General features: G+C 44.4%; 19 protein-coding genes. All 19 read right to left on the bottom strand.

Translation table 11 applies throughout. The annotated features are described in order from the left end of the window. Positions 1 to 117: 117 nt before the first annotated feature. Positions 118 to 1,584: a sigma-54 dependent transcriptional regulator gene (locus OCV56_RS04125; RefSeq protein WP_017064122.1), complete on the bottom strand. Its 1,467-nt coding sequence runs from the start codon at positions 1,582 to 1,584 to the stop codon at positions 118 to 120. A 228-nt stretch (positions 1,585 to 1,812) separates the two neighbouring features. Further along, a complete protein-coding gene (gene fliS, locus OCV56_RS04120) occupies positions 1,813 to 2,223 on the bottom strand; it encodes a flagellar export chaperone FliS (protein ID WP_004736194.1) in 411 nt (136 codons plus the stop codon). Between the two features lie 12 nt (positions 2,224 to 2,235). Then, on the bottom strand, positions 2,236 to 2,541 hold the full coding sequence (locus OCV56_RS04115) for a flagellar protein FliT (RefSeq protein ID WP_086715905.1): 306 nt from the start codon (positions 2,539 to 2,541) through the stop codon (positions 2,236 to 2,238). Between the two features lie 3 nt (positions 2,542 to 2,544). Then, entirely contained in the window at positions 2,545 to 4,572 is a 2,028-nt protein-coding gene (gene fliD, locus OCV56_RS04110) for a flagellar filament capping protein FliD (protein ID WP_086715903.1), read from the bottom strand. 22 nt (positions 4,573 to 4,594) lie between these two features. Beyond that, a complete protein-coding gene (gene flaG, locus OCV56_RS04105) occupies positions 4,595 to 5,020 on the bottom strand; it encodes a flagellar protein FlaG (protein ID WP_086715901.1) in 426 nt (141 codons plus the stop codon). 81 nt (positions 5,021 to 5,101) lie between these two features. Next, on the bottom strand, positions 5,102 to 6,232 hold the full coding sequence (locus tag OCV56_RS04100; protein WP_086715899.1) for a flagellin: 1,131 nt from the start codon (positions 6,230 to 6,232) through the stop codon (positions 5,102 to 5,104). Positions 6,233 to 6,841: 609 nt separating this feature from the next. Continuing rightward, a complete protein-coding gene (locus OCV56_RS04095) occupies positions 6,842 to 7,975 on the bottom strand; it encodes a flagellin (RefSeq protein ID WP_150330744.1) in 1,134 nt (377 codons plus the stop codon). 698 nt (positions 7,976 to 8,673) lie between these two features. Continuing rightward, positions 8,674 to 9,810, bottom strand: coding sequence for a flagellin (locus OCV56_RS04090; RefSeq protein WP_086713981.1), 1,137 nt, complete (start codon positions 9,808 to 9,810; stop codon positions 8,674 to 8,676). 419 nt (positions 9,811 to 10,229) lie between these two features. After that, positions 10,230 to 11,420: a flagellar hook-associated protein FlgL gene (flgL, locus tag OCV56_RS04085; protein WP_086713982.1), complete on the bottom strand. Its 1,191-nt coding sequence runs from the start codon at positions 11,418 to 11,420 to the stop codon at positions 10,230 to 10,232. 9 nt (positions 11,421 to 11,429) lie between these two features. Further along, positions 11,430 to 13,310 (bottom strand): flagellar hook-associated protein FlgK, encoded by a 1,881-nt coding sequence (flgK, locus tag OCV56_RS04080; RefSeq protein WP_086713983.1) that lies wholly within the window; start codon positions 13,308 to 13,310, stop codon positions 11,430 to 11,432. A gap of 211 nt (positions 13,311 to 13,521) precedes the next feature. Beyond that, positions 13,522 to 14,439, bottom strand: coding sequence for a flagellar assembly peptidoglycan hydrolase FlgJ (gene flgJ / locus OCV56_RS04075; RefSeq protein ID WP_086713984.1), 918 nt, complete (start codon positions 14,437 to 14,439; stop codon positions 13,522 to 13,524). Between the two features lie 10 nt (positions 14,440 to 14,449). Next, a complete protein-coding gene (locus OCV56_RS04070) occupies positions 14,450 to 15,541 on the bottom strand; it encodes a flagellar basal body P-ring protein FlgI (RefSeq protein ID WP_017106350.1) in 1,092 nt (363 codons plus the stop codon). A 93-nt stretch (positions 15,542 to 15,634) separates the two neighbouring features. Beyond that, positions 15,635 to 16,411, bottom strand: a complete 777-nt coding sequence (flgH, locus tag OCV56_RS04065; protein WP_086713985.1) for a flagellar basal body L-ring protein FlgH — start codon at positions 16,409 to 16,411, stop codon at positions 15,635 to 15,637. Positions 16,412 to 16,483: 72 nt separating this feature from the next. After that, positions 16,484 to 17,272: a flagellar basal-body rod protein FlgG gene (gene flgG, locus OCV56_RS04060; protein ID WP_004739713.1), complete on the bottom strand. Its 789-nt coding sequence runs from the start codon at positions 17,270 to 17,272 to the stop codon at positions 16,484 to 16,486. Between the two features lie 21 nt (positions 17,273 to 17,293). Continuing rightward, positions 17,294 to 18,043 carry a flagellar basal body rod protein FlgF gene (locus OCV56_RS04055; protein WP_086713986.1) on the bottom strand — a complete coding sequence of 250 codons (750 nt, stop codon included), beginning with the start codon at positions 18,041 to 18,043 and terminating at the stop codon, positions 17,294 to 17,296. A gap of 271 nt (positions 18,044 to 18,314) precedes the next feature. Beyond that, positions 18,315 to 19,619 (bottom strand): flagellar hook protein FlgE, encoded by a 1,305-nt coding sequence (gene flgE, locus OCV56_RS04050; protein WP_086713987.1) that lies wholly within the window; start codon positions 19,617 to 19,619, stop codon positions 18,315 to 18,317. A gap of 49 nt (positions 19,620 to 19,668) precedes the next feature. Then, entirely contained in the window at positions 19,669 to 20,382 is a 714-nt protein-coding gene (flgD, locus tag OCV56_RS04045; protein WP_010439286.1) for a flagellar hook assembly protein FlgD, read from the bottom strand. A 17-nt stretch (positions 20,383 to 20,399) separates the two neighbouring features. After that, positions 20,400 to 20,813 carry a flagellar basal body rod protein FlgC gene (flgC, locus tag OCV56_RS04040; protein WP_017631739.1) on the bottom strand — a complete coding sequence of 138 codons (414 nt, stop codon included), beginning with the start codon at positions 20,811 to 20,813 and terminating at the stop codon, positions 20,400 to 20,402. A gap of 4 nt (positions 20,814 to 20,817) precedes the next feature. Further along, positions 20,818 to 21,213, bottom strand: coding sequence for a flagellar basal body rod protein FlgB (flgB, locus tag OCV56_RS04035; RefSeq protein ID WP_086713988.1), 396 nt, complete (start codon positions 21,211 to 21,213; stop codon positions 20,818 to 20,820). Positions 21,214 to 21,323 lie beyond the last annotated feature (110 nt).

Genomic DNA, 21,323 nt, shown 5'->3' with positions numbered 1-21,323 from the left:
TTTATCACATAGTTAAGCAAGCAACAACTCGACTATGGTTTACCTGTTCACTTAGCTAGTATTACCAACTAGCTAAAAAGTGTGTGCTAGTTTTTCGTTTTCATCTAAAACTGGACACTATCGCTGCAAGTTATATTTGCGCATTTTCTCTACCAGAGTGGTTCTGCGCATTCCCAACATGTCAGCTGCTCGAGCAACGATACCACCTTGAGCTTCCAAGGCTTGATTGATCATATTTACTTCCATATCAGCGAGCAGCTCTTTCAAATTAACCCCTTCTGGCGGTAACTCTTGAGGCGCATTGGCATTGTCGGCAATATCATCTTGCTGGTCAAAACTGAAATCTTCTGAGAACAAGTCAGCAAGAGCGTCACGCTCCTGCTCTTCTTCAGACCCAAAGCTATTAAACTCTGGCTGGAACTCAGGGATATCACTGTATCGATATTTAGTTGGTAGGTGATTCACATCAACCAAGCTGTTTGGATACAAGATAACCATTCGCTCAACGAGGTTCGCTAGTTCACGAACGTTACCTGGCCAGTAATGCTCCATCAAAGAGTTGATAGCACGAGCCGTGAAACAGATAGGCATACTGCCTTCCGCTTCCATTCGAGTCATCAGCTCTTGAAGCAATAATGGAATGTCTTCTTTACGGTCTTGAAGCGCGGGCATTTCAATCGGGAATACATTCAAGCGATAGTAGAGGTCTTCACGAAACGAGTCATCGTCGATCATATCTTCAAGATTACGGTGCGTTGCAGCAATCACTCGAACGTCGGCTTGTATGGTGCTATTGCCACCTACGCGTTCAAAACATCGCTCTTGCAATACTCGTAGCAACTTAACTTGCATCGCCATTGGCATATCACCAATTTCATCAAGAAACAGCGTGCCACCTTCAGCCAATTCAAAACGACCTTTACGCGCGGTAATCGCACCTGTGAATGCGCCCTTCTCATGACCAAACAGTTCACTTTCCAATAAATCTGGCGGAATCGCGCCACAGTTGACTGGTACAAAAGGCCCTGAACGACGTTTAGAGTGGTAATGAATGTTACGCGCTACAACTTCTTTGCCTGTACCTGATTCGCCAAGAATCAGCACGTTTGCTTCCGTAGAAGAGACTTGTTCAATTAAGTGACGTACTTCTTGAATGCCAGCACTTTGTCCTACTAGGCTGCGAAACAGTGTGTTCTTGCGTGCAGAAGACACAACTTGAACACCTTTGCGACCTAAGAAATCTTTACAGTGTCTTAATGCATCACTTAATTGCGGGTAGTTAAGAGGAAGTTCAAGTTCACCAACATAGTTAGTCAACTCGTCAACCGGATGATTGTTTTTACCAATCACCAGTAAAGGGATGTGATTGGCGTGAACAAGCTTCTCATTCAGTAATGCGTTGAAGCCTTTACCTTTAATGGTACCAATAATGCAACCGGCCCACTGTAGTGACCAGTCAACTTTACGTGCTTGTTCAGAGCTGATTACTTCGCAGCTCTCTCCTACAAACTCTAATATTGTGCTTAAATTGTGACGATCTTGAGCGTTATCGTCGACGACAAGCAGTTTTGCCAAACCTTGCATAAGTAGGAATTATTGCCTTTATTTTGGTGCGATGCGGAAAAACGGTGAGCGACGTAGTCTATAAAACAGTGAAAAGTATCAATGAGTATGGTCTACGTAGACAAATTTAGGAAATCAGCAACGAAAAAAGCCATTAGGCTATCTAATGGCTTCTATTTTATTTGATTAAAAAAATAAGGCAACCAACCAATTAAGGGATATGAGATTGGTTAAAACTGCAATTTTTCTTTAAATGCCTACGTCAGCGGACGTCAAGTTGTGATATTCGTTCGGAATTTGGTCCCAAGCGCTCTTAATTTCGCGAATAATATCGATAACATCATCAATAGGCTGAGGGTCATTTTTGTGATTTGCCGCAGAAATTTGCGTGATCATGAACTCATAAAGTTGATCTAGGTTTTTCGCAATATCGCCACCATCGTCCATAGATAGGCAACTACGTAGGCTAATGATGATATCTAGAGCCTTACCAAGTCGCTCACCTTTCACCGGGATGTTACCCGCTTGCATTGCCGCTTTGCCTTGAATCAAGCGCTCTATAGCGCCTGCCATTAGCATTTGCACAATCTTATGCGGTGAAGCAGCCGTTAGCTGACTATCCACTGATACCTTTTTATATGCTTGTAAAGAACCGCGCATAGTAAACCTCTTCTATAAAAACTTTTTGTATTGTTGAACTGATTTAGCGCCGTGACGATACTTATGCAGGGTCTTACCTACTCGACTCGTCTCAGACTGCATCAATTCGACTAATTTTCTGGTTCTGGTAATGGCTTCAAACCATTCAGAACTTTGCTTAACGTTGGGATGTGAGTCGATTATTTGAAGCACGTTTTGCAATAACTGTTCTCTGTTATCGACAAGCTGCGTTATTTCTTCAGCATTAATTTCACTAAATTCAAGCTTAGAGATAATTAATTGATCGAGTTCACAAAGCTCTTGCAACTGGCTATTCATCTATTAGCCCAACGCATTCATCATGCTACCCAACTGAGATTGCATCTTACTGGTCGCATCTTGCATGGCAGTGAACTTTGAGTGTGTACGGCTCTCAAGGCTATCCATGCGGCGATCAAGCGCGCTTTGGTCATCTGCTAGGCGGTAATTCTGCTCGACTAAGCTCTTTTCTCTAGTACGAATTGAGCCTGTGATACCTGTGATACCTTGAATTGCATCTTCTACTTTTTTGGCGAAGCCGTTATTACCGCCAAAGAACTCACCTAACTTATCGAAGTTATTGTTAAGTTGACGGTCAAGCATGTCGTAGTTGATTTCTAGCGAGCCTTGTCTTGTGGTGGTGATACCAAATTCAGTCAAAGACTTAAGGTTCTCAGGCGCACCTTCAATGCTTGATGAGAATACACCTTTTAATCGTGAGTCAGCATTACGCACGGTACTGTCCCCAGACAGCGGCCCTTTTTGGCCAGTCGTTGGGTCAACACCCGCCAAATTTTTAGACACTTGGTAAAACTGATTGTAAGAATTAACAAAAGCTTCAATGTCTTGGCGAACGCTATTACGGTCATACTCCACACCAATTTCTGCTGGCGGCTTATCTTTTGGTGTCTTTCCTTTCACCGTAATATCAATGCCTTCAACAGCATCTTCAATCACGTTATTGTTACTAGAGAGCTGCGCCACACCGTCTAAAACGACCATCGAATCTTGTCCGGCCTGAACTTCCGTCATACCGCTATAAGTGTCAAAAGCCTGTTGTGCTTGTTCAAGGTCAGCTTGTGCTTTGTCGACCTTCTCCAAATGCTCACGCTCTTCGGGTTCTAACTTAGCACGTTCAATCTTTTTGGCTTGCTCAGCGGTCAATTCGCCTTTTTGAACTTTCTCAGCTAGCTCTGCTTTTTCTTGTGAAATCTTTTCTTCGATACGAGCTTGTTCCGCCTCAAGCTTTTGCTGGGCTTCTTTTGGCGTCACGTAGGAATCCGTCAACGTACCTGAGGCAGCATTTGACCATCCCGGTACATCAGGTGCCTTCTCTATCGCTTTTTCATCAAGCTCAAGTTCTGGTGTGTAGTAAGAGTCAAGAAGCGTACCAGAGGCAGTTTCCGTCCAACCTGGGATATTGTCTTCAGGCATGACAGATTTTGCCGCTTTAGCTGCATCAAGAGCAGCTTGGCCGTCGGCGGCGGCTTGTTCTCCGTAGCTAAGACTTTGAGAGTCTTCGTCAGCAACGGAGGTAGAATCAGTTTGGGATGCAGGGATGACATTGCCGTCTTCATCGAGTGCTTCACTCGCATTAGGATCGTCGTTCGAGATCGCGTCATCAACAAGTTGCGCAGCTTTTCCTGCAGGAGTTAGAGCAAGAACGTCTTGAGCGGCAAGGCGCGCTTTCTCTAGCGCTTTAACGCGCTCTTCAAGAGTTTTGTATTCGAGTTTTTTTAGGGGATTGGCAGAATCAGACTCAACGTTGATGCTGATCTGCTGATCTGAACCAGACTGGTTCGAGGCAACGATAAGTCGTGGGCCTTCAACATCATTGATAACAGATGCGCGAACACCAGGGTTGCTATCTGCACCGTTTATGCTGCGAACGATATCGATAAGTTTCGATCTATCGCCAACTTGTACATCAAAGCTGTCATCGCCAAGCGAAACCTGCAGCTTACCTGGGCCAAATTTCATGTCCTCTGATAGCACATCAGAAGCCACTTTATGGCTTTGGGCAAGCTGCAACACATCGATGGCATATTTGCCAGCGATCGCTTCGGTAGTCGCCGTCGCAGAGACAAGAGCCTCATCGGTACTTTCCACTGTTCGCACAGCAAAAGCTTTTTCCTGACGAAAGTTTGTCATCAGGTTTTTCATCGAATCAAGGGATTCTCTGAGTCTTCCATAGGCACTAATGCTGGTATCGATTCGCGTTCGTTCATTGTCGATTCGTTGCTGTTTAGGTACACGCTCCGAATCAACAATTTTGCTGACCATGGAATTGATATCCATGCCAGACGAAATCCCCATTGGGCCAAAACTCATTAAACCACCTCAATAATACGACTTAAACCTTCACCTCAAATATTCTACTATTCGAGTTTTGGGCTGCTAGGCGTCTTAGAATTTCAAGCATTTCTTCATCAGGGATCTGACGAATAATATCACCGGTTGTGGTCTCATAAATGGTGACCACATCCCTACCTGACTCTTCATCGACCTTAAAGGCAACACCCTTATTGAGAGAGGAAACGAACTCGTTCACCTTCTCCACCATCTTGACTCGCTCTTCATCATTTAGCTCTTGTCTATGCTGAGCTAATTGAATCGCCGCTTCGGTAGCTTCCTCTTTCGATTTCTCTACCTTGTCATAAGGTGTTGCTTCTTTCAGGCGCGATATACTCGACGCACTACTACCTTCATCGCTTGCAATTTTAATGCCATTAGGTGAGCCGTAAGGCTGGATGTTCGATGCGTTGGATGATATGTCCATAACACTCTCCCTCCCTCCTTTATGAGGCATACAGTAAAACTCTACCCTAAGTAGAGTTTACCGCTACTTACCGAAGTAAGTTTAGCCCAATAAGCTTAGAGCTGCTGATGGTGATTGTTTTGCTTGAGCTAGGATAGAAGTACTCGCCTGTTGTAAGATTTGAGACTTCGTCATTGCCGTTGTTTCTTTCGCGTAATCGGTATCTTTAATACGGCTCTTAGATGCATTAACATTTTCGTTGATGTTATCTAAGTTGCTGATTGCGTGGTCAAAACGGTTTTGGAAAGCACCAAGAGAAGCACGTTGGCTATCCACTGATTTTAGAGCGCCATCAATGATAGATACCGCTTCGTTTGCACCAGCAACCGATGTTACATCGATGTCGTTAACAGTAACGTCTTTACCACCACCGATACCTAGTTCGCCCGCAAGGCTGCCACCAAACTCAACTTCACCTTCAACTTTTTGACTTGAAGCGAAAAGTTGCAGTTTACCGCCTTCGCCTACAGACGCTTTAACGTCTTCGCTTTGACCATTGATGTAAGTTGCTAGCTCTTCGATGTCGTTGCCTTCTTTCGCAGAAATAGACAACTCCTGCGCTTCACCAAACTTATCGTTGTACTTGATCGTTAAGTCAGATCCTGCAGCAACACGCCAAGAAGCGTCTTTACCTTCTTCAACAGTATAGCTTTTACCACCCATATCCTGAGTATCAGTACGCATGTTACCCATAGAAAGCATTACTGCTTCACCTGAGTCAGCACCGATTTGGAAAGATTGACTACCGTAAGTACCGTTAAGAAGCTTATTACCACCAAAAGAGGTCGTCTCAGCAATACGGTTAAGTTCTGTGTTTAGAGCAGATACTTCTTCTTGGATCGCAACACGTTCAGATTTGCTGTTCGAACCGTTTGAAGATTGAAGAGAAAGGTCACGCATACGTTGCAGAATGTTGGTTGACTCATTCATTGCACCTTCAGCAGTCTGTGCAATAGAGATCCCGTCATTCGCGTTTTTCACAGCCATATCAAGGCCACGACTTTGCGACGTTAAGCGGTTAGAGATTTGTAGGCCAGCAGCATCATCTTTTGCGCTATTGATTTTATAGCCAGAAGACAAACGCTCCATTGATTTTTGAGTACCTTCAGCCGCGCTATTTAGGTAGCGTTGAGCCGTCATTGCAGACACATTTGTGCTTACATTAATCGCCATAGTTGATCTCCTTTAGGCATTTTTAATGTACTTATATGACTCTCACCTCACATAAATACATGTCAGTTTTGTTTATGCACCAGTGTCTCTCTCACCTTACATTGGTACATATCATTTCTCTCAATCCCTTTAACGGCCCCTTAATTAGAAGCTTTAATAAAAAATGCGCTTTTTTTCATATTCTTTTCAACAACAAAGGAAAGTGTGATCAGGCTTCAATTAATAGGGCGACATTCGCTAAAGTTTCCCGTTTGCGTAGATTAATAAGCATGGGGTTGAATACAAAAGACAACTGAGATTCCTGATACCTCGTTTTACTCGGTTCTGGAATGACGAAAGGTAGCTTCGCTACAATAAGCGATGAAATAGTCATTTCCCGATCCCGTAATTCCCTACAGTGAGGAACGAACGTGATAGGGAATCTCGCTTTTCTCTATTTACCCACACAGCACTTTTCCAAATGTATCTTCGCTAAATAGCAGGCAATAAAAAACCCAGCCGAAGCTGGGTCTGTTTAGCGCTCATCTCTCACCACGAGCTAATTTGTGGAAGCCTAACGTTAACGCTTTTGCTCAACAACGCTTATAGTCAACGTGGCCTTTCAATCGATTAACCTAGTAGGCTAAGTGCCGAGTTCGGTGCTTGCTTCGCTTGAGCAAGAATCGAGCTTGAAGCTTGAGAAAGGATCTGAGACTTAGTCATCTGAGTCGTTTCTTTCGCGAAATCGGTATCTTTAATACGGCTCTTAGATGCGTTAACGTTCTCGTTAATGTTGTCTAAGTTGCTGATAGCGTGGTCGAAACGGTTTTGGAAAGCACCTAGCTCAGCACGGTGGCTGTCTACATACTTAAGCGCCGCATCGATAATTGCTACAGATTCTTGTGCGCCGCCAACAGACGTTACGTCGATTGTATCAACCGTTACTTCTTTACCCGCTTGCATGCCTAGTTCACCTGCAAGTGAACCAGAAAAATCAACACTACCTTCAACCTTGTTATTACCAGCAAACATTTGTAGCTTGCCGTCTTCAGTAACAGACGCTTTAACAGAATCTTGTTGACCGTTGATGTAAGTCGCTAGCTCTTCGATGTCGTCACCCGCTTTTGCGTTGATGTCGATTTCTTGTGCTTGACCAAAGTTGTCAGTGAACGACAGTTTTAGGTCGTTAGAGCCCGCTTGAACGTTCCAGTCTTTATCTTTCGCGTTTTCAGTTTGGTAGCTCTTACCACCCATCTGAGCGTTATCAGAGCGCATGTCTTTCAGTTGAAGCATTACCGCTTCACCGTTATCCGCACCAATTTGGAATGATTTAGTACCGTGAGTACCGTTAAGCAGTTTGTTGCCACCAAATGACGTGGTTTCCGCGATACGGTTTAGTTCGTCGTTCAGTGCTGTTACTTCTTCTTGAATCGCTACACGCTCAGATTTTGAGTTTGAGCCGTTTGAAGATTGTAGAGACAAATCACGCATACGTTGCAGGATGTTGGTTGTCTCGTTCATTGCACCTTCAGCAGTTTGTGCAATTGAGATACCGTCATTCGCGTTACGGACAGCAACATCAAGGCCGCGGCTCTGAACGTTCAAACGGTTAGAGATTTGTAGGCCCGCAGCGTCATCTTTTGCGCTGTTGATTTTAGAACCTGAAGCTAGGCGCTCCATTGATGTTTGTTGTGCGCTGTTTGCGTTGTTTAGGTAACGTTGCGCTGTCATCGCTGAAACGTTTGTATTTACATTCACTGCCATGGTGATTTCTCCAATTGATTTTCCGGTATAGCGGTTTCCGACGTCTCGGAAAACCAAGTAGTTCTCTCAAAGTTACTTTTAATAACGGCTCAAAATCCCGAAGCTTTAGAAAAACTTTAAAAAAACCACAAATAAAATATTAATCCTATATTTATCATAAGGTTAACTTTAACGCTTTTCTAAAGCCGCTTTGGGATTTAATGAGGTAAAGATCCTGCTTTGTTCAAAAAACACGCTAACTGTCGTTAAAATTGGTCAACCCTCAGAAATGATCAATCACCAAAAATCGCAGGTGGGCATAAAGATTGTGCAATTCATCTAGCCAAGCAGAACATTTGTAACGAAGAAAATGGGTCGAATTGAACGTTAAAGATCAGAAACCTAAAGTTAGAAGCCAGGGGAAACGCAAAAGACAGGAAAACAAAAATTTAGAAATCAGAAAGATAGGAAACAGTGAGATAAAAGCAGAAAGGAAAAAGCCCCTTTTCCTTTGAGAGAACCGGGGCTAGTTGGCAGGTCAGAGCCTGTGTGGAGATCATCGAGAAATGAACACATTTCTGACGCGCCGTTGCATTCTTACCGTAAAAATGAATAGCAGGTGAGAGATGAGAGAGCTAAACACTCATAGTAAGTATGCTTGCCAGTTTCCCTTGCTGCATGGCTCACGTCTGAACACGAGCAGCAAGTTCAACCAATAACTATTGCAATAGTGTCATTGCAGAGTTAGGCAACTGTTTTGCTTGAGCAAGTATCGAAGTACCTGCTTGTTGCAGAATTTGTGACTTGGTCATTTGCGTCGTCTCTTTCGCAAAGTCCGTATCTTTGATTCGGCTGTTTGAAGCGTCGACGTTCTCTTGTACGTTTGCCAAGTTATTAATACTGTGGCTTAGACGGTTCTGTTTCGCACCCAAATCAGCACGCTGTGAATCTACGTACTTCATTGCAGAATCAATCACACTGATAGCGTTCTGTGAGCCAGCAACACTTGTTAGACTGATGTCTTGAACAGATGTTGTGCGGCCTTCACTCTTAATACCTAGCTCAGATGCTAGTCCACCAGAGATAGACATTGAACCCTCAAGATCAGGTTCAGCAACAAACAGCTGTAAACGGCCTTCATCAGTAACCGATGCATTCACTAGATCAGATTGACCATTAATGTAAGTCGCCAGTTCTTCAATATCGTCACCCGCTTTGGTGTTGATATCTAGGATGATGTCTTCGCCCGCTTTAGTCTTGAATTCGAACTTTAGATCACGAGCTTGTGCGGGAACTTCCCAGCTCTTATCCTTTGCATTTTCTGAATCAAACGTAGTACCACCCATGCGGAAATCATCTGCACGTATGCTAGTAAGCCCCATAATCATCGCTTCACCTGAACTAGCACCGATCTGGAACGACGCTTCACCAAATGTGCCGTTCAATAGACGACGACCACCAAAAGACGTTGTCTCTGCGATACGGTTAAGCTCATCTTGAAGTGCCATAGACTCTTCGTTCAGTGCTGTACGCTCTGCCGGAGAGTTGGTGCCATTTGATGATTGAATCGCTAGATCACGCATACGTTGTAGCACGTTAGTCGATTCGTTCATCGCGCCTTCAGCGGTTTGGGCAATTGAAATACCGTCGTTAGCATTGCGCATTGCCACATCAAGACCACGAGATTGCGCTGTTAAGCGGTTCGAGATTTGCAGACCTGCTGCATCGTCTTTCGCGCTGTTGATTTTGTGACCAGATGACAAACGCTCCATAGAAGTCGCTAGGTCATTAGACGCTTTATTCAGATAACGTTGTGCTGTCATAGCAGATACGTTAGTGCTTACATTGATAGCCATTTTGCTCTCCTTATGAGTTCGCAAACTTTCTGCGAAGCGGCCAGCTTTACTCTCATATGGATAAGCACTGACCGTGTATTACTCGATAAACCCTATTCAGGGTTTAAGATCTGTATTAATCATTTATAACCAACACAGATACAAGTTGTATGCCAAGTTTAATTTTGTATAAATGATTTTTTTATTTACTAATAATCAAAAACTTACAGAAAATTAAACGCGATTATGATTGTTTACTTCTAGAGGATGAAACGACCCCTACCCGCTTATTGCCGTTTTTTGCCGCTATATCAGGAAACACTAGGTTTCGTACGAATAAACGGCAATCTTTGAAGTCATTCGCACGTATGGCATAGCACATAAGGCAAAGAATCGACTCCGTGGTATTTAGCAGTTCACCACTAAATACCGATTGATCATTAAATATAGTTAAACAAGGTTAGGTCTTTTGTTTTGCCAAACGCTTGTTGTGAAGCTTGGAGTGCTCGAGAGTTTTCATTGAATTCAATGATGGCTTTCGAATAATCCAAGTCTTCAAAGTTGCTTTTTGCTTTCGCTAAAGACAACTTAAAATCTTCATGTTGCTGCTCTTGAATATCCAATGTACTCAAGCGTGCACCCACATCGGTTCTCGCCTTCGTCAAGTGAATGAACGCAGCATGGAACTCTTCTGTCACTTGGTGCAATTTCGCCGTTGCTGATGCATCCGACACCGGGTTTTCTGCCTGTTCTGCGGCTTCTTTGAACGTATCAAAGATAGAGAATGTCTCTCTCGGTTCTAAGGTGATGGCGTCACCCTTAGTAATTTGGCCTTTAATTTGAATATTTAGCCCTTCATAAACAATGCCAGTTGAAGGGTCAAAATCTTCAGCGGCAACCACCGAGCCATCTTTTTCAAGTTGATAAGCAAATTTACCTGTCTGCATATCGACGAAAGTCACTTTATAAGTGGAACCATCTTGAGCACTGTTGGTCGCACGCCCGAGTAATAACTCAGATGCCGGTTCAAGCTCATATTGAGGTTCATAGTCACCGAACGGATTATCTATTTCCATAAACATCTTGCTGCCCGGGTCGTTCATTGCCATTTCGAAGCTGCTTGCGACACGCATCTTGCGTTGATAGTCATCACCTTGATACGTCACATTTCCTTCGTTATCGCGAAAGAAAGGTTGATTTTTCGGCTTAGTGCCTGCAAATGTGTAGTTACCCGACTCGTCTTGAGAGTTGGCCAAGTGCAAGAAGTTATTCGCTAACTCTTGGATCTCACGCTTTTTCGCTAAGCGGTCTTCAGGGGAAAGTGCACCGTTGATCATTTCCATTACGGTTCGTTTTGCTTCATCAGCAAAGCCTTCAGTGTTGGAGACCAACACCTCATGGTGTTCAAGGCGATTTCTGACCAAAGTGATCGCATCTACATATTGCTTAAGCTGCTCTGACTGCTGACCGATATTTTGCAAATAGTGCGTCGCTAACGGGTCATCACTCGGCGACTGCAGTTTCTTACCAGAAGCGAGTTGCGCTTGATTGTGATGCACCTTGTTCTCTTGGCGGCGCAAGTCATTTTGCACTGACTGATAGTTATGGAAGCTAGAAATACGATTCAACATTTATCCTTCCTACCTCAGAGCCAAAATAGTGTTAAACGTATCATTGGCGGCTTGCATGATGCGTGAAGATGCCATGTACGCTTGCTGAAATTTCATCATATTTGCCGCTTCTTCATCAAGGTTAACCCCCGAGATCGAAGCGATACGCTCTTGAGCTGACTCTTTCTCTAATCTCGCGATATCACTCAAACGGTTTGCCGTTGAAGACTTCAAGCCTGTATTGGTATTTAGGTTATGGTAAATATCTAAAATCGTAGATTCACCATCGTTCAAAACTTTTTCTGTTTGGAGGTCTTGTAGCTTACGTAGGTTTCCGTTGTCACCTTCTGATGGGACAAGGTTTGCCGTAAATTTATCGTTCGCCACCGCGCCAGTTGTTAACTCAAAGGTCGTGCCATTAATAGTCACTGGTCCTTCAGGTGGATACGGTTGCGGCTGCATTAAAATATTGCCCTTGGGATCCGTCACCGCAAACTGCTCCCCCTTTGGCGACACAATTACTTCAAACTCACGCAGCTGGCCCGCCTCTAGGATTTTGAATCCTGCGGTACCTTTGGCAAACGTTGTGGATGCTTCATAGCTTTGTGCTGCGATGTCTTTTGGATCTTTGGTTGCCATCTGAATCTGAGCGGCAAAGTTACGCGTTGGGCGCAGTAATAATTTCTCACCTAATTCAGGCGGATTGCGCACTTCCACTCGCATACCATCAAGATAAAAAGCGTTGCCACTAGAGTCGGTCGTCACCTTAACGGTTTCGCCATTCGGCTTAGTCACGACATAATCACTGCCGTCATACTTAAGACCGTATTCACCACCTTTTAAGGCAGAGGTGTCATCGATATATACCGAAACATCCGCTTTAGACTGCCCACTGGCAGTGACACGAGATTTTGCCACCAGCTCTGAGTTCACATCGGTAAACAGATTCTTACCCACGTTGCCGTTGAGATCCAAACCTTGTTCTTGAAGACTATTTACCTTGTACGAAAACGCAGTTGCCAAACGACCAAGTTCATCCATTATTGCTGGAATGTGCTCGTCTCGCATGTCTAACATCGCACCGATTTTTCCATCGATGTCACTGCTCGTAATCGGTTTTAAAGACTTTCCTTCAACGATCGCCAAGCGACGCTGATGCGCATCGGGTAAGCCATCAACCATTTTCAGTTGGCTTGCTTCACTACCTGAAACCAAGGTGTGACCATTACCGATATGGACGTTAAACCCTTCGGCGTTTGAGCGCGGAGTTACCGTTACTTTGGTGTAACCAGAAAGTTCATTAATTAGCTTTTCGTGCTGATCTCGAAGGTCATTATGTGGCCCAGGAGTTCTCATCATTAAGCGTTGTACATCACGGATCTCGATCGCGAGTTGGTTTACTCGCTCGATACCCATGTCTAATTTTTTGTTCGTAGAATCAGACTGTTGGCGAACCGTTTCATGAAACTCATTCAACGTTTTACTTAATAGACCAGCCTTTTCTAATACAACCTTTCGCGCACCAACGTCATTCGGTGTATCGGCTAATGTTTTAACCGAGTCAAACCACTCATTGAGGTTTTCGGGGATTTTCTTCGAAGCAACCGATGACAATGTGCTTGATAGCATATCTAGGTTCGCTTCGGTATCACCTTTATTGGCGGCATTGGTTGTCGATAGGTTAAGTTCATTGACGGCAAATTGGTCCCAAGAGCGGCGAACATTTTCCACATGCACACCCATACCGTAGGTTTGACCACCGTACTGGCGCGGGTCATTCACACCTTGAATCACAGATTGGCGGCTATAGCCCTCTGTGTTGGCGTTAGAAATGTTATGACCTGTGGTGTTTAGCTGTCTCTGAGCGGTAAGAACACTTTGTGCCCCTACATTCAGAAGATCCGACGCCATAATGCCCCCAAAAAACTTAACAAAATCAGGATAAACTGATTAACTACCAGTTTAAAAAGCAATATATGTGCCAATAGAGAAAGAAGAGAAATAAAAGGCGTTAATTTATTGAAGTATAAAGAGATAACTATGTGTGGTGCTGTTGATTCTTAAGCGGCAGATAAGAAAAGAGCCTGCCAGTGGCAAGCTCTAGATGTTCAATCGATGTGACCTAGTTCATCTCATCAATCTTAGCTTTAACTCGCAATACCTTATCAGCATAGTTAGGGTCGGTTGCGTAGCCTGCTTGATGAATACCTTTGATGAAATTCTCTGCATTGCCTTGGTGCTGCAGCGCCGTTTCGTACCTTGGGTTTTCGTTCAAGAACTTCACATAGTCGTTGAAACTGTCTTCAAAACTTGAGTAAGAACGGAAAGATGCTGACTCTTTAACGGCAGTTTTACCATGGAACTCGAGAGTTTGAGTCGCCACTTTATCGCCTTTCCAACTTCTGTCTGCTTTGATGTTAAATAAGTTATTACTGTTGCCCAGAGAGTTCTTGACCATCTTAGAGCCCCAGCCTGTTTCCAATGCAGCTTGAGCCAATAGTAGAGATGAATCCACACCAAGCGCGCTTGCCGCTTTTTCTGCGTAAGGTTTCATTGAAGTCACAAACGATTCTGGTGAATCGAAAGAGACCGGCTGTTTAGCAGCCGATGCAGACTGAATTTCTTGTGCTCTTTCTTCTGAACGACCTGAGAATTGAGGTCTTTGCAATGAAGTATCGAAACCTTCACTGCGAACCTTATCTTCTGTCGCATCACTTGCTTGACCCGCGCTTAACTGCGCCACAATCATATCCGCAAGACCAAGCGAACCTGAAGCACTCAACTCACTCGCCATTTGGTCATCTTGCATCTGACGGTAGAACTGTTCGTTCTGGCTATTCAACATATCCGACTTGAAGCTTGAATTCGCATCACGCATCGACTTAAACAGCATTGAGGTAAAAATCGATTCAAATTGTTTTGCCGCAGCTGTCAGTGCTTCTTTTTCGCTGCCCTCTTCGCCATTTACCGCTTGTTGACGAAGGCGGTCGAGGCTGCCGATGTCATGAATAAAGCCGATGTCATTGTTATTTTTAATCATGCTTTATTCCTTAGATAATGATCAATTGGCCTTCAATCGCACCCGCTTGTTTCAGTGCTTGAAGGATTGCCATTAAATCAGAAGGCGCTGCGCCTACTTCGTTGACAGCTCGAACCAAATCATCCAGCGTTAAGCCCGGTTCAAACTTAAACATCTTGCCATCCGCTTCAGTTACTTCGATATCTGAATCAGGAACTACTACCGTTTGACCACCAGAAAATGCATTCGGTTGGCTTACGTTTAGGTTTTCTTTGATAGCAACCGTCATACCACCGTGCGTTACCGCAGCCGCTTTTAGGCGAACGTGCTTACCAACCACAATCGTACCGGTACGAGAGTTGACGATGATTTTTGCAGAGCCTTCAGCAGGGTCGAATTCGATGTTTTCGATAGCCGATAAGAACGCCACACGCTGGCTGATTTCACGTGGTGCACGAACTTTTACCGAAGTCGCGTCTACCGCTGAAGCCATCTGTGGGCCTAGGAAATTATTAACCGCATCAGCCAAACGCTGAGCCGTTGTGAAATCGGATTGGATTAAATTGAAAGTGATGTAGTCACCACGGCCGAATGGCGTTGGGATCTCTTGTTCAACCGTTGCACCGCTAGAGATGATACCGACGTTAGGGTTGTTACCGACAATCTTAGAACCATCGTTACCCTGGGCACTGAAGCCACTTACGACTAAGTTACCCTGCGCCACAGCATACACCTGACCATCCAAACCTTTTAGGAAGGTTTGTAGCAAGGTACCACCACGCAAGCTTTTTGCTGAACCGATCGAAGATACGGTTACGTCAACTTCCTGACCTTGCTTAGAGAAAGCTGGCAGTTCAGCAGTAACAATTACCGCCGCTACGTTTTTTGTTTTTGGTTTGGTGCCGGGCGGCAATTGGATGCCAAAATTTTGCAGCATCGCGTTAAATGTTTGATCAGTAAAGGGAGTTGTCTCACCTGTACCCGGCAAGCCTGTGACCAAACCATAACCGACAAGTTGGTTACTACGAACACCCGCCACTTTTGCCACGTCTTTAATACGCGCAGCATGAGCACTGGTGGCAAGAAATAGCATGCCGAATAGTACGAGTGTCAGTTTTTTCATTGAGTAACCTGTCTGTATTGCTTTAATTTATAATGAGTTAGCTTGAAATTAGATAATTATGAAGGAGTCAGTAAACCGACACCCTCTCAAGCTCTACAGAGATACATTAAAGAATCGTGCCAAGAATCCAGGCTCTTGCATATCTTTTTGCACACCAGTGCCTGAGTACTGAATTCGTGCATTAGAAACACGGTTGGAAGCGATGGTGTTTTCGAAGTCAATATCATCAGGACGGATGGTGCCGCTTAAGCGGATATACTCATCACCCGTGTTCAGTGTCATCCACTTTTCACCACGAACCACGAGGTTGCCGTTAGCTAAAACCTCAATAACTTCAACAGTAATGTAGCCGCTGATGCTGTTACTTTGGTTAGCTGATGCGTCACCAGCAAAGGTATTGGTGTTGCTCAAATCATACGAGAAGTTGTACTTATCTATCGTCAGCTCTTGACCACCGACAGCCAATGGCTCCATCGATGCATCATTCGACTTAGACATGTCTGCATTGGCTTTTTTGGTCGCTCGAGTATTCTCATCTAATGCCACAGTAATGATGTCACCAATACCACGAGGTTTTGAGTCGTCATACATGCTACCAATATGGTTAACATTGAACAGTGAACCTGTTGCCGCTGCGTAATGCTCTGGCTTCTGTTTTGGATTAATTGGCGCCCATGCAGGATCACCAGCAATTGGATCAGTTCTGCCACGAAGTGTGTCGATAATGCCTGAGCTTTCCTCGGCCGACTTATCACCTTCCACTGCATCAACCACTGTGGTTGCGTTCTCTTCTGCTGGAGTCTCAATTGGCTCCAGTACAGAACACCCCGACATAGACATAAACAGAGCTAAACAAAAAATACGTTTCATGGCGATATACTCTCAGCAGGCAATGGCAATTGGATCAATTAGTGTAAAACAAGCAAACGGCGAACAAACCAATTACAGCTGTTGGTTAACAAAGCTCATCATCTTGTCTACTGACGAGATAACTTTCGAGTTCATTTCGTAGACACGTTGAGCTTCAATCATGTTGACCAACTCTTCGGTTACATTTACGTTCGATGTTTCTAGCATCGACTGGCGGATGTTACCCAGGCCATCAAAGCCCGGAACACCCTCTTGTGGGTCACCACTTGCACCTGTCGGCAAGTAAAGGTTTTGACCTACTGGCTCTAAACCGCCTGGGTTTACGAAGTCTGTAATCGTTATTTGGCCAACTACGACGTTGTTTTGCTCACCACGTAGACGAACCGATACTTCACCATCGTTGCCGACCGTTACCGAGATTGCATCTTCAGGGATAACGATTTCTGGTTGAAGAGGATAACCTTGACCCGATGTCACGATTGCGCCGTCACCGTTCAATGTGAACTGACCATTACGGCTGTAACCTGTTTCACCATCTGGCATTTCAACTTGGAAGAAACCGTCCCCTTCGATCATCATGTCGAGGCTGTTAGAAGTTGTTTGTGCGTTACCGTGTGTGTGAACCTTTTGAGTTGCAACCACTTTAGAACCTGCACCTAGCATTAAACCACTTGGTAGCTCAGTATTCTGAGACGACTGACCGCCAGGTTGGTTGATGTTCTGATAGAACAGATCTTCAAATACCGCGCGGCTCTTTTTAAAGCCAATGGTTGAGGCGTTGGCAAGGTTATTTGAAATTGTTGAGATATTGGTTTGTTGGGCGTCTAAACCTGTTTTACTTACCCATAATGCTGGATGCATAGCAAATTCCTTTAAATTCTATTAGCTCATACGAAGCAGTGAATCAGACGACTTGTCCATTTCCTCTGCTGTGCTCATCATCTTGACCTGCATTTCAAATTGACGTTGTAAGTCAATTAGGCTAGTCATTTCACCGACAGCATTTACGTTACTGCCTTCGATGGCACCTTTTAGCAACGTTACCGCTGCATCTGCTTCGTATGCCTGATCTGGGTTTTTAGAACGGAATAGACCATTCGTATCTTTAAACAAACTTTGGTTGTCTGGACGTACAAGTTTAATACGATCAACCACGGCCAATTCTTCAGCTGGAGCGCCTTGAGGAATTACCGAGATGGTACCGTCTGTGCCGATTTCAACTTTACTGATTGGGATAGGTAGTGTGATGGGTGCGTCGTTCTCGCCTAACACCAAATGACCGCTCGCGTTAGTTAGCAAACCGTTTTGGTCAACCTTTAGGTTACCGTTACGTGTTAAACCTTCACGGCCAGTGTTGTCCATTACCGAAATCCAGCCATCACCTTGTATCGTGACATCGAGATCGCGGCCAGTGGTGACAACACTACCTTGTGCGAAATTATGACCCGGACGTTCTGTCATGCTGAAAACACGAGTAGGCATGCCTTCACCGTACGCTTGCATTGAACGTGCTTGTGCTAAATCAGCACGAAAACCCGTTGTACTTACGTTGGCAAGGTTGTTAGCACGTAGCTGCAAAGCTTGCATATTTTGCTTAGCGCCACTCATGGCAAGAAACAGTGCGCGATCCATAATTTTGCTCCAAAAAATCATTCTCTAGAGCTTACAAAGCAAACACTATGCCAATATTTTTAACTGATACTTATCAATAGCTTAAATAAAAAAACGAACAAGAAAGGTGATCGTCAAAGGAGCATTGAGGAAGAATTGTTGCCAGAGGCATTACCGGGCGGCAATAGGGGCGGCAAATAGAAAAGCAAACAGCCATATCAAATTCACCAACAATACCCAATTCAATAACATTGAATTGGGTATTCGCAGATGATTCAAACGCTCGAAACGATTAACGAATCTGAAGAATATTCTGTTGCAGCTGGTTGTGTACTTCTAGAGAACGCGAGTTCGCTTGGAAGTTACGTTGAGCAGAAATCAAATCAACCAGTTCTTGAGTCATATCGATATTCGACTGCTCTAACGAGCCGTTGTTGATACTACCAAATGAACCTTTGTTAGATTCACCCCAGATTTTAGCACCGGAGTTGTTAGTTGCATCCCACTGAGTACCGCCTTTCTTATCTAGACCTTGCTCATTTGGTACTCGTACTAGGCCTACACGACCAAGCATTACGTTTTCACCATTAGAGTAAGTACCCAGAACACTGCCGTATTCATCGAAATCGATTTTAGTTAAGAAACCTGTTGTTGCACCATCTTCATCAAACTTAGTCAATTCAAACGGAGCCGCAAACTGAGTTGAAGAATCCAGACCAAACTTAAGTACTTGAGTTGGATCAGCACCGTTCAAGTCAATTGGGTTCGCGCCAGCACCAAGTGGTTCCGAGTTAATCGGTTGACCATTGTTCAGGCTTGCTAACGTACCGTCATTATTGAACTTCATTGTGTGACCAACATGGCCTAGTGCATTCGTCGCATCACCACCAGTAATGTTAACCGGCTTTTCACCGTTCTCATCTGACATGGTGTAGTACGTCTGCCAAGTGTTTGGTTGAGTCTGATCTTTGAGGTAGTAAGTCGTTAACTTGTATGACTGCCCCATAGAATCGTATACCGTCGAAGACGTTGCACGGTTATAGGTATCAGCATCTTCAAAGTTAAATGCAGCCGGGTCTTTAAGATCACCGTTTGCAGGAAGGTTAACCCCTACTTCAATGTTTTCTGTCTGTTTTGGTTTACCAAACTCAGCAGGAATGTCGAGAGGCTTTGGCGCGTAAGAAAGAACTTCACCCGAGTTTGGATCAACATCGTAACCTAAAAGAAACTCATCGTTAGCGGTAACCATGTAGTTATCTTTGTTTAGGTGAAATGCACCATTACGCGTTAATTCGTTAATCTCTGGCACCATGCGGTCTTTCGATACTGCAAAGAAACCTGTACCACTTACACGTAAGTCCATTGGGTTGTTTGTATAAATACTTGAACCCTCGTGGAACTGTTGCGCCACTTGGCTAGCTTGCGCACCGCCACCTGCCGTCGTTTTTGCGTTAGTGAACAACGAGCTTGAATAAACATCACCAAACTCGGCACGAGACTCTTTAAAGCCAAATGTGTTTGCGTTCGCAATGTTGTTACTGGTTGTATTCAGGTCTAATTGTGCAGCGGATAGGCCGCTTAAAGCTACATATGACATTCCAATATTCTCCTAATCTATCTAGCTAGCATAGTCACTCAATAAAGAGCTACGCTTTACCAACTTCTAGTACTTCAGCAAGTCGTACTGGCGATGTGAAACCAGCCAGATTGAGTAGTACGTTGCCATCACCCTTACCAAGAAGCACACTGTTCACGTTCGCATAACTGGAAACTTGGAACTCTGTGTTCTCGCCATCCAGTAAACCCGACGCTTTCACGTTGTATTTACCAGCCGGCAATGGGTTACCGTCTTCGTCTTTTCCGTCCCATTCAACACGTGTATCGCCTGATGGTTTAGAGCCGATATCAAATGTGCGAACCAATTGCCCTACTTCGTTCTCAACACGGACCATTACATTGTCCATTGCCTGAGGAAGCTTAACCATTGCCGCCATACCGCCATCACCGGGTTTTACACCTGCCGCACCAGGAACCAATACATCACGGCCTACCAAAGAGGATGCCTGAAGTGCTTGGTTAGAGGTCATTGATGAATTCAAGCTCTCAAACTGTGTATTCATTTTGCCAATGCCATCTACGGTCGCAAATGAAGCCATTTGCGCAATCATCTGGTCATTGCTAACCGGCTTAAAAGGGTCTTGTTGTGCAAGTTGCTTAGTCAACAAAGATAAGAAGTCTTCTTGTTTAAGATCCTGCTTACCTGTTGTTTCATCGGGCTTCTTAGCGCCATCTTGAAGACTCTTTAGCTGGTCAACATAGGACAAGCCGCTTTGACCAACATTGTTGTTGATTCCAGCCATGTGCTACCTCCTTATCCTTATTGACCCATCTGCAGCGTACGCAGCAGCATTTGTTTACTCGAGTCAGCAACCTGTACGTTCGTTTGGTACGCACGTGATGCCGAAATCATATTTGCCATCTCTTCCATAACGTTTACGTTCGGCTTGTAGATGTAGCCTTCGTTATTCGCTAATGGGTGATCCGGGTTATACTCCGCGCTTAGCGGCTTATCACTTTCCACAATACCTAATACTTTCACAGGCACAGTGTGATCACTGTTGCGTGCTCGATTTAACTCAGCGCCGAACACTGCGTGGCGAGCTTTGTAAGTTTCTTCAGCAGAACTACTTACACTGTCCGCGTTCGCAAGGTTGCTTGAGGTCGTATTTAGACGAACAGATTCAGCACTCATCGCAGAACCAGTCACATTGAATACATTAAATAAGCTCATCTAATTATTCCCCTTTAATTGCTTTAGTTAAATTCTTGAACTTACTTCCTAGGAAGTCGAGAGAGGCTTGATGCCTAATTTGGTTTTGCATGAAAAGGTTTCTTTCCAAATCCAAATCAACCGTATTGCCATCTCCTGTATCAGGTTGTGTAGGAATTCGATACTTCGTTTCCCCGTTCACCGTTGTTGAGGCAGAAATGTGCCGACCATCTGTACGGCTAAGACCAATGCTTGCCCCAGAACTTGCCGCTTGCAGTGATTTCTTAAAGTCTAATCCCTTTGCTTTATACCCAGGCGTGTTTGCTTGCGCGATATTGGTGGAAAGCACCTCAGCGTTACGCTCACGTACACCAACTGTGTGCTGGTGAATGCCCAAAGCATCGTCAAAAGAAATAGCCATGTAAACCTCAACTCAAGAACTGACTGTTATGAAATAACCAAAGCAATATATATACCAACTTTTAAAACAAAACGGTCTATCTATGCTTTTACAGGTTACTCGTGGGTAAA

The sequence above is a fragment of the Vibrio gigantis genome (assembly GCF_024347515.1).
Lineage (GTDB): Bacteria > Pseudomonadota > Gammaproteobacteria > Enterobacterales > Vibrionaceae > Vibrio > Vibrio gigantis.
This window is presented reverse-complemented; position numbering and strand designations above follow the sequence as displayed.

Excerpts from the sequence above, each read along its gene's own strand:
- OCV56_RS04125 (WP_017064122.1), bottom strand. The coding sequence starts at position 1,584 with ATGCAAGGTTTGGCAAAACTGCTTGTCGTCGACGATAACGCTCAAGAT.
- fliS (WP_004736194.1), bottom strand. The coding sequence starts at position 2,223 with ATGCGCGGTTCTTTACAAGCATATAAAAAGGTATCAGTGGATAGTCAG.
- OCV56_RS04115 (WP_086715905.1), bottom strand. The coding sequence starts at position 2,541 with ATGAATAGCCAGTTGCAAGAGCTTTGTGAACTCGATCAATTAATTATC.
- fliD (WP_086715903.1), bottom strand. The coding sequence starts at position 4,572 with ATGAGTTTTGGCCCAATGGGGATTTCGTCTGGCATGGATATCAATTCC.
- flaG (WP_086715901.1), bottom strand. The coding sequence starts at position 5,020 with ATGGACATATCATCCAACGCATCGAACATCCAGCCTTACGGCTCACCT.
- OCV56_RS04100 (WP_086715899.1), bottom strand. The coding sequence starts at position 6,232 with ATGGCGATTAATGTAAGCACAAATGTGTCTGCAATGACGGCTCAACGC.
- OCV56_RS04095 (WP_150330744.1), bottom strand. The coding sequence starts at position 7,975 with ATGGCAGTGAATGTAAATACAAACGTTTCAGCGATGACAGCGCAACGT.
- OCV56_RS04090 (WP_086713981.1), bottom strand. The coding sequence starts at position 9,810 with ATGGCTATCAATGTAAGCACTAACGTATCTGCTATGACAGCACAACGT.
- flgL (WP_086713982.1), bottom strand. The coding sequence starts at position 11,420 with ATGTTGAATCGTATTTCTAGCTTCCATAACTATCAGTCAGTGCAAAAT.
- flgK (WP_086713983.1), bottom strand. The coding sequence starts at position 13,310 with ATGGCGTCGGATCTTCTGAATGTAGGGGCACAAAGTGTTCTTACCGCT.
- flgJ (WP_086713984.1), bottom strand. The coding sequence starts at position 14,439 with ATGATTAAAAATAACAATGACATCGGCTTTATTCATGACATCGGCAGC.
- OCV56_RS04070 (WP_017106350.1), bottom strand. The coding sequence starts at position 15,541 with ATGAAAAAACTGACACTCGTACTATTCGGCATGCTATTTCTTGCCACC.
- flgH (WP_086713985.1), bottom strand. The coding sequence starts at position 16,411 with ATGAAACGTATTTTTTGTTTAGCTCTGTTTATGTCTATGTCGGGGTGT.
- flgG (WP_004739713.1), bottom strand. The coding sequence starts at position 17,272 with ATGCATCCAGCATTATGGGTAAGTAAAACAGGTTTAGACGCCCAACAA.
- OCV56_RS04055 (WP_086713986.1), bottom strand. The coding sequence starts at position 18,043 with ATGGATCGCGCACTGTTTCTTGCCATGAGTGGCGCTAAGCAAAATATG.
- flgE (WP_086713987.1), bottom strand. The coding sequence starts at position 19,619 with ATGTCATATGTAGCTTTAAGCGGCCTATCCGCTGCACAATTAGACCTG.
- flgD (WP_010439286.1), bottom strand. The coding sequence starts at position 20,382 with ATGGCTGGAATCAACAACAATGTTGGTCAAAGCGGCTTGTCCTATGTT.
- flgC (WP_017631739.1), bottom strand. The coding sequence starts at position 20,813 with ATGAGCTTATTTAATGTATTCAATGTGACTGGTTCTGCGATGAGTGCT.
- flgB (WP_086713988.1), bottom strand. The coding sequence starts at position 21,213 with ATGGCTATTTCTTTTGACGATGCTTTGGGCATTCACCAGCACACAGTT.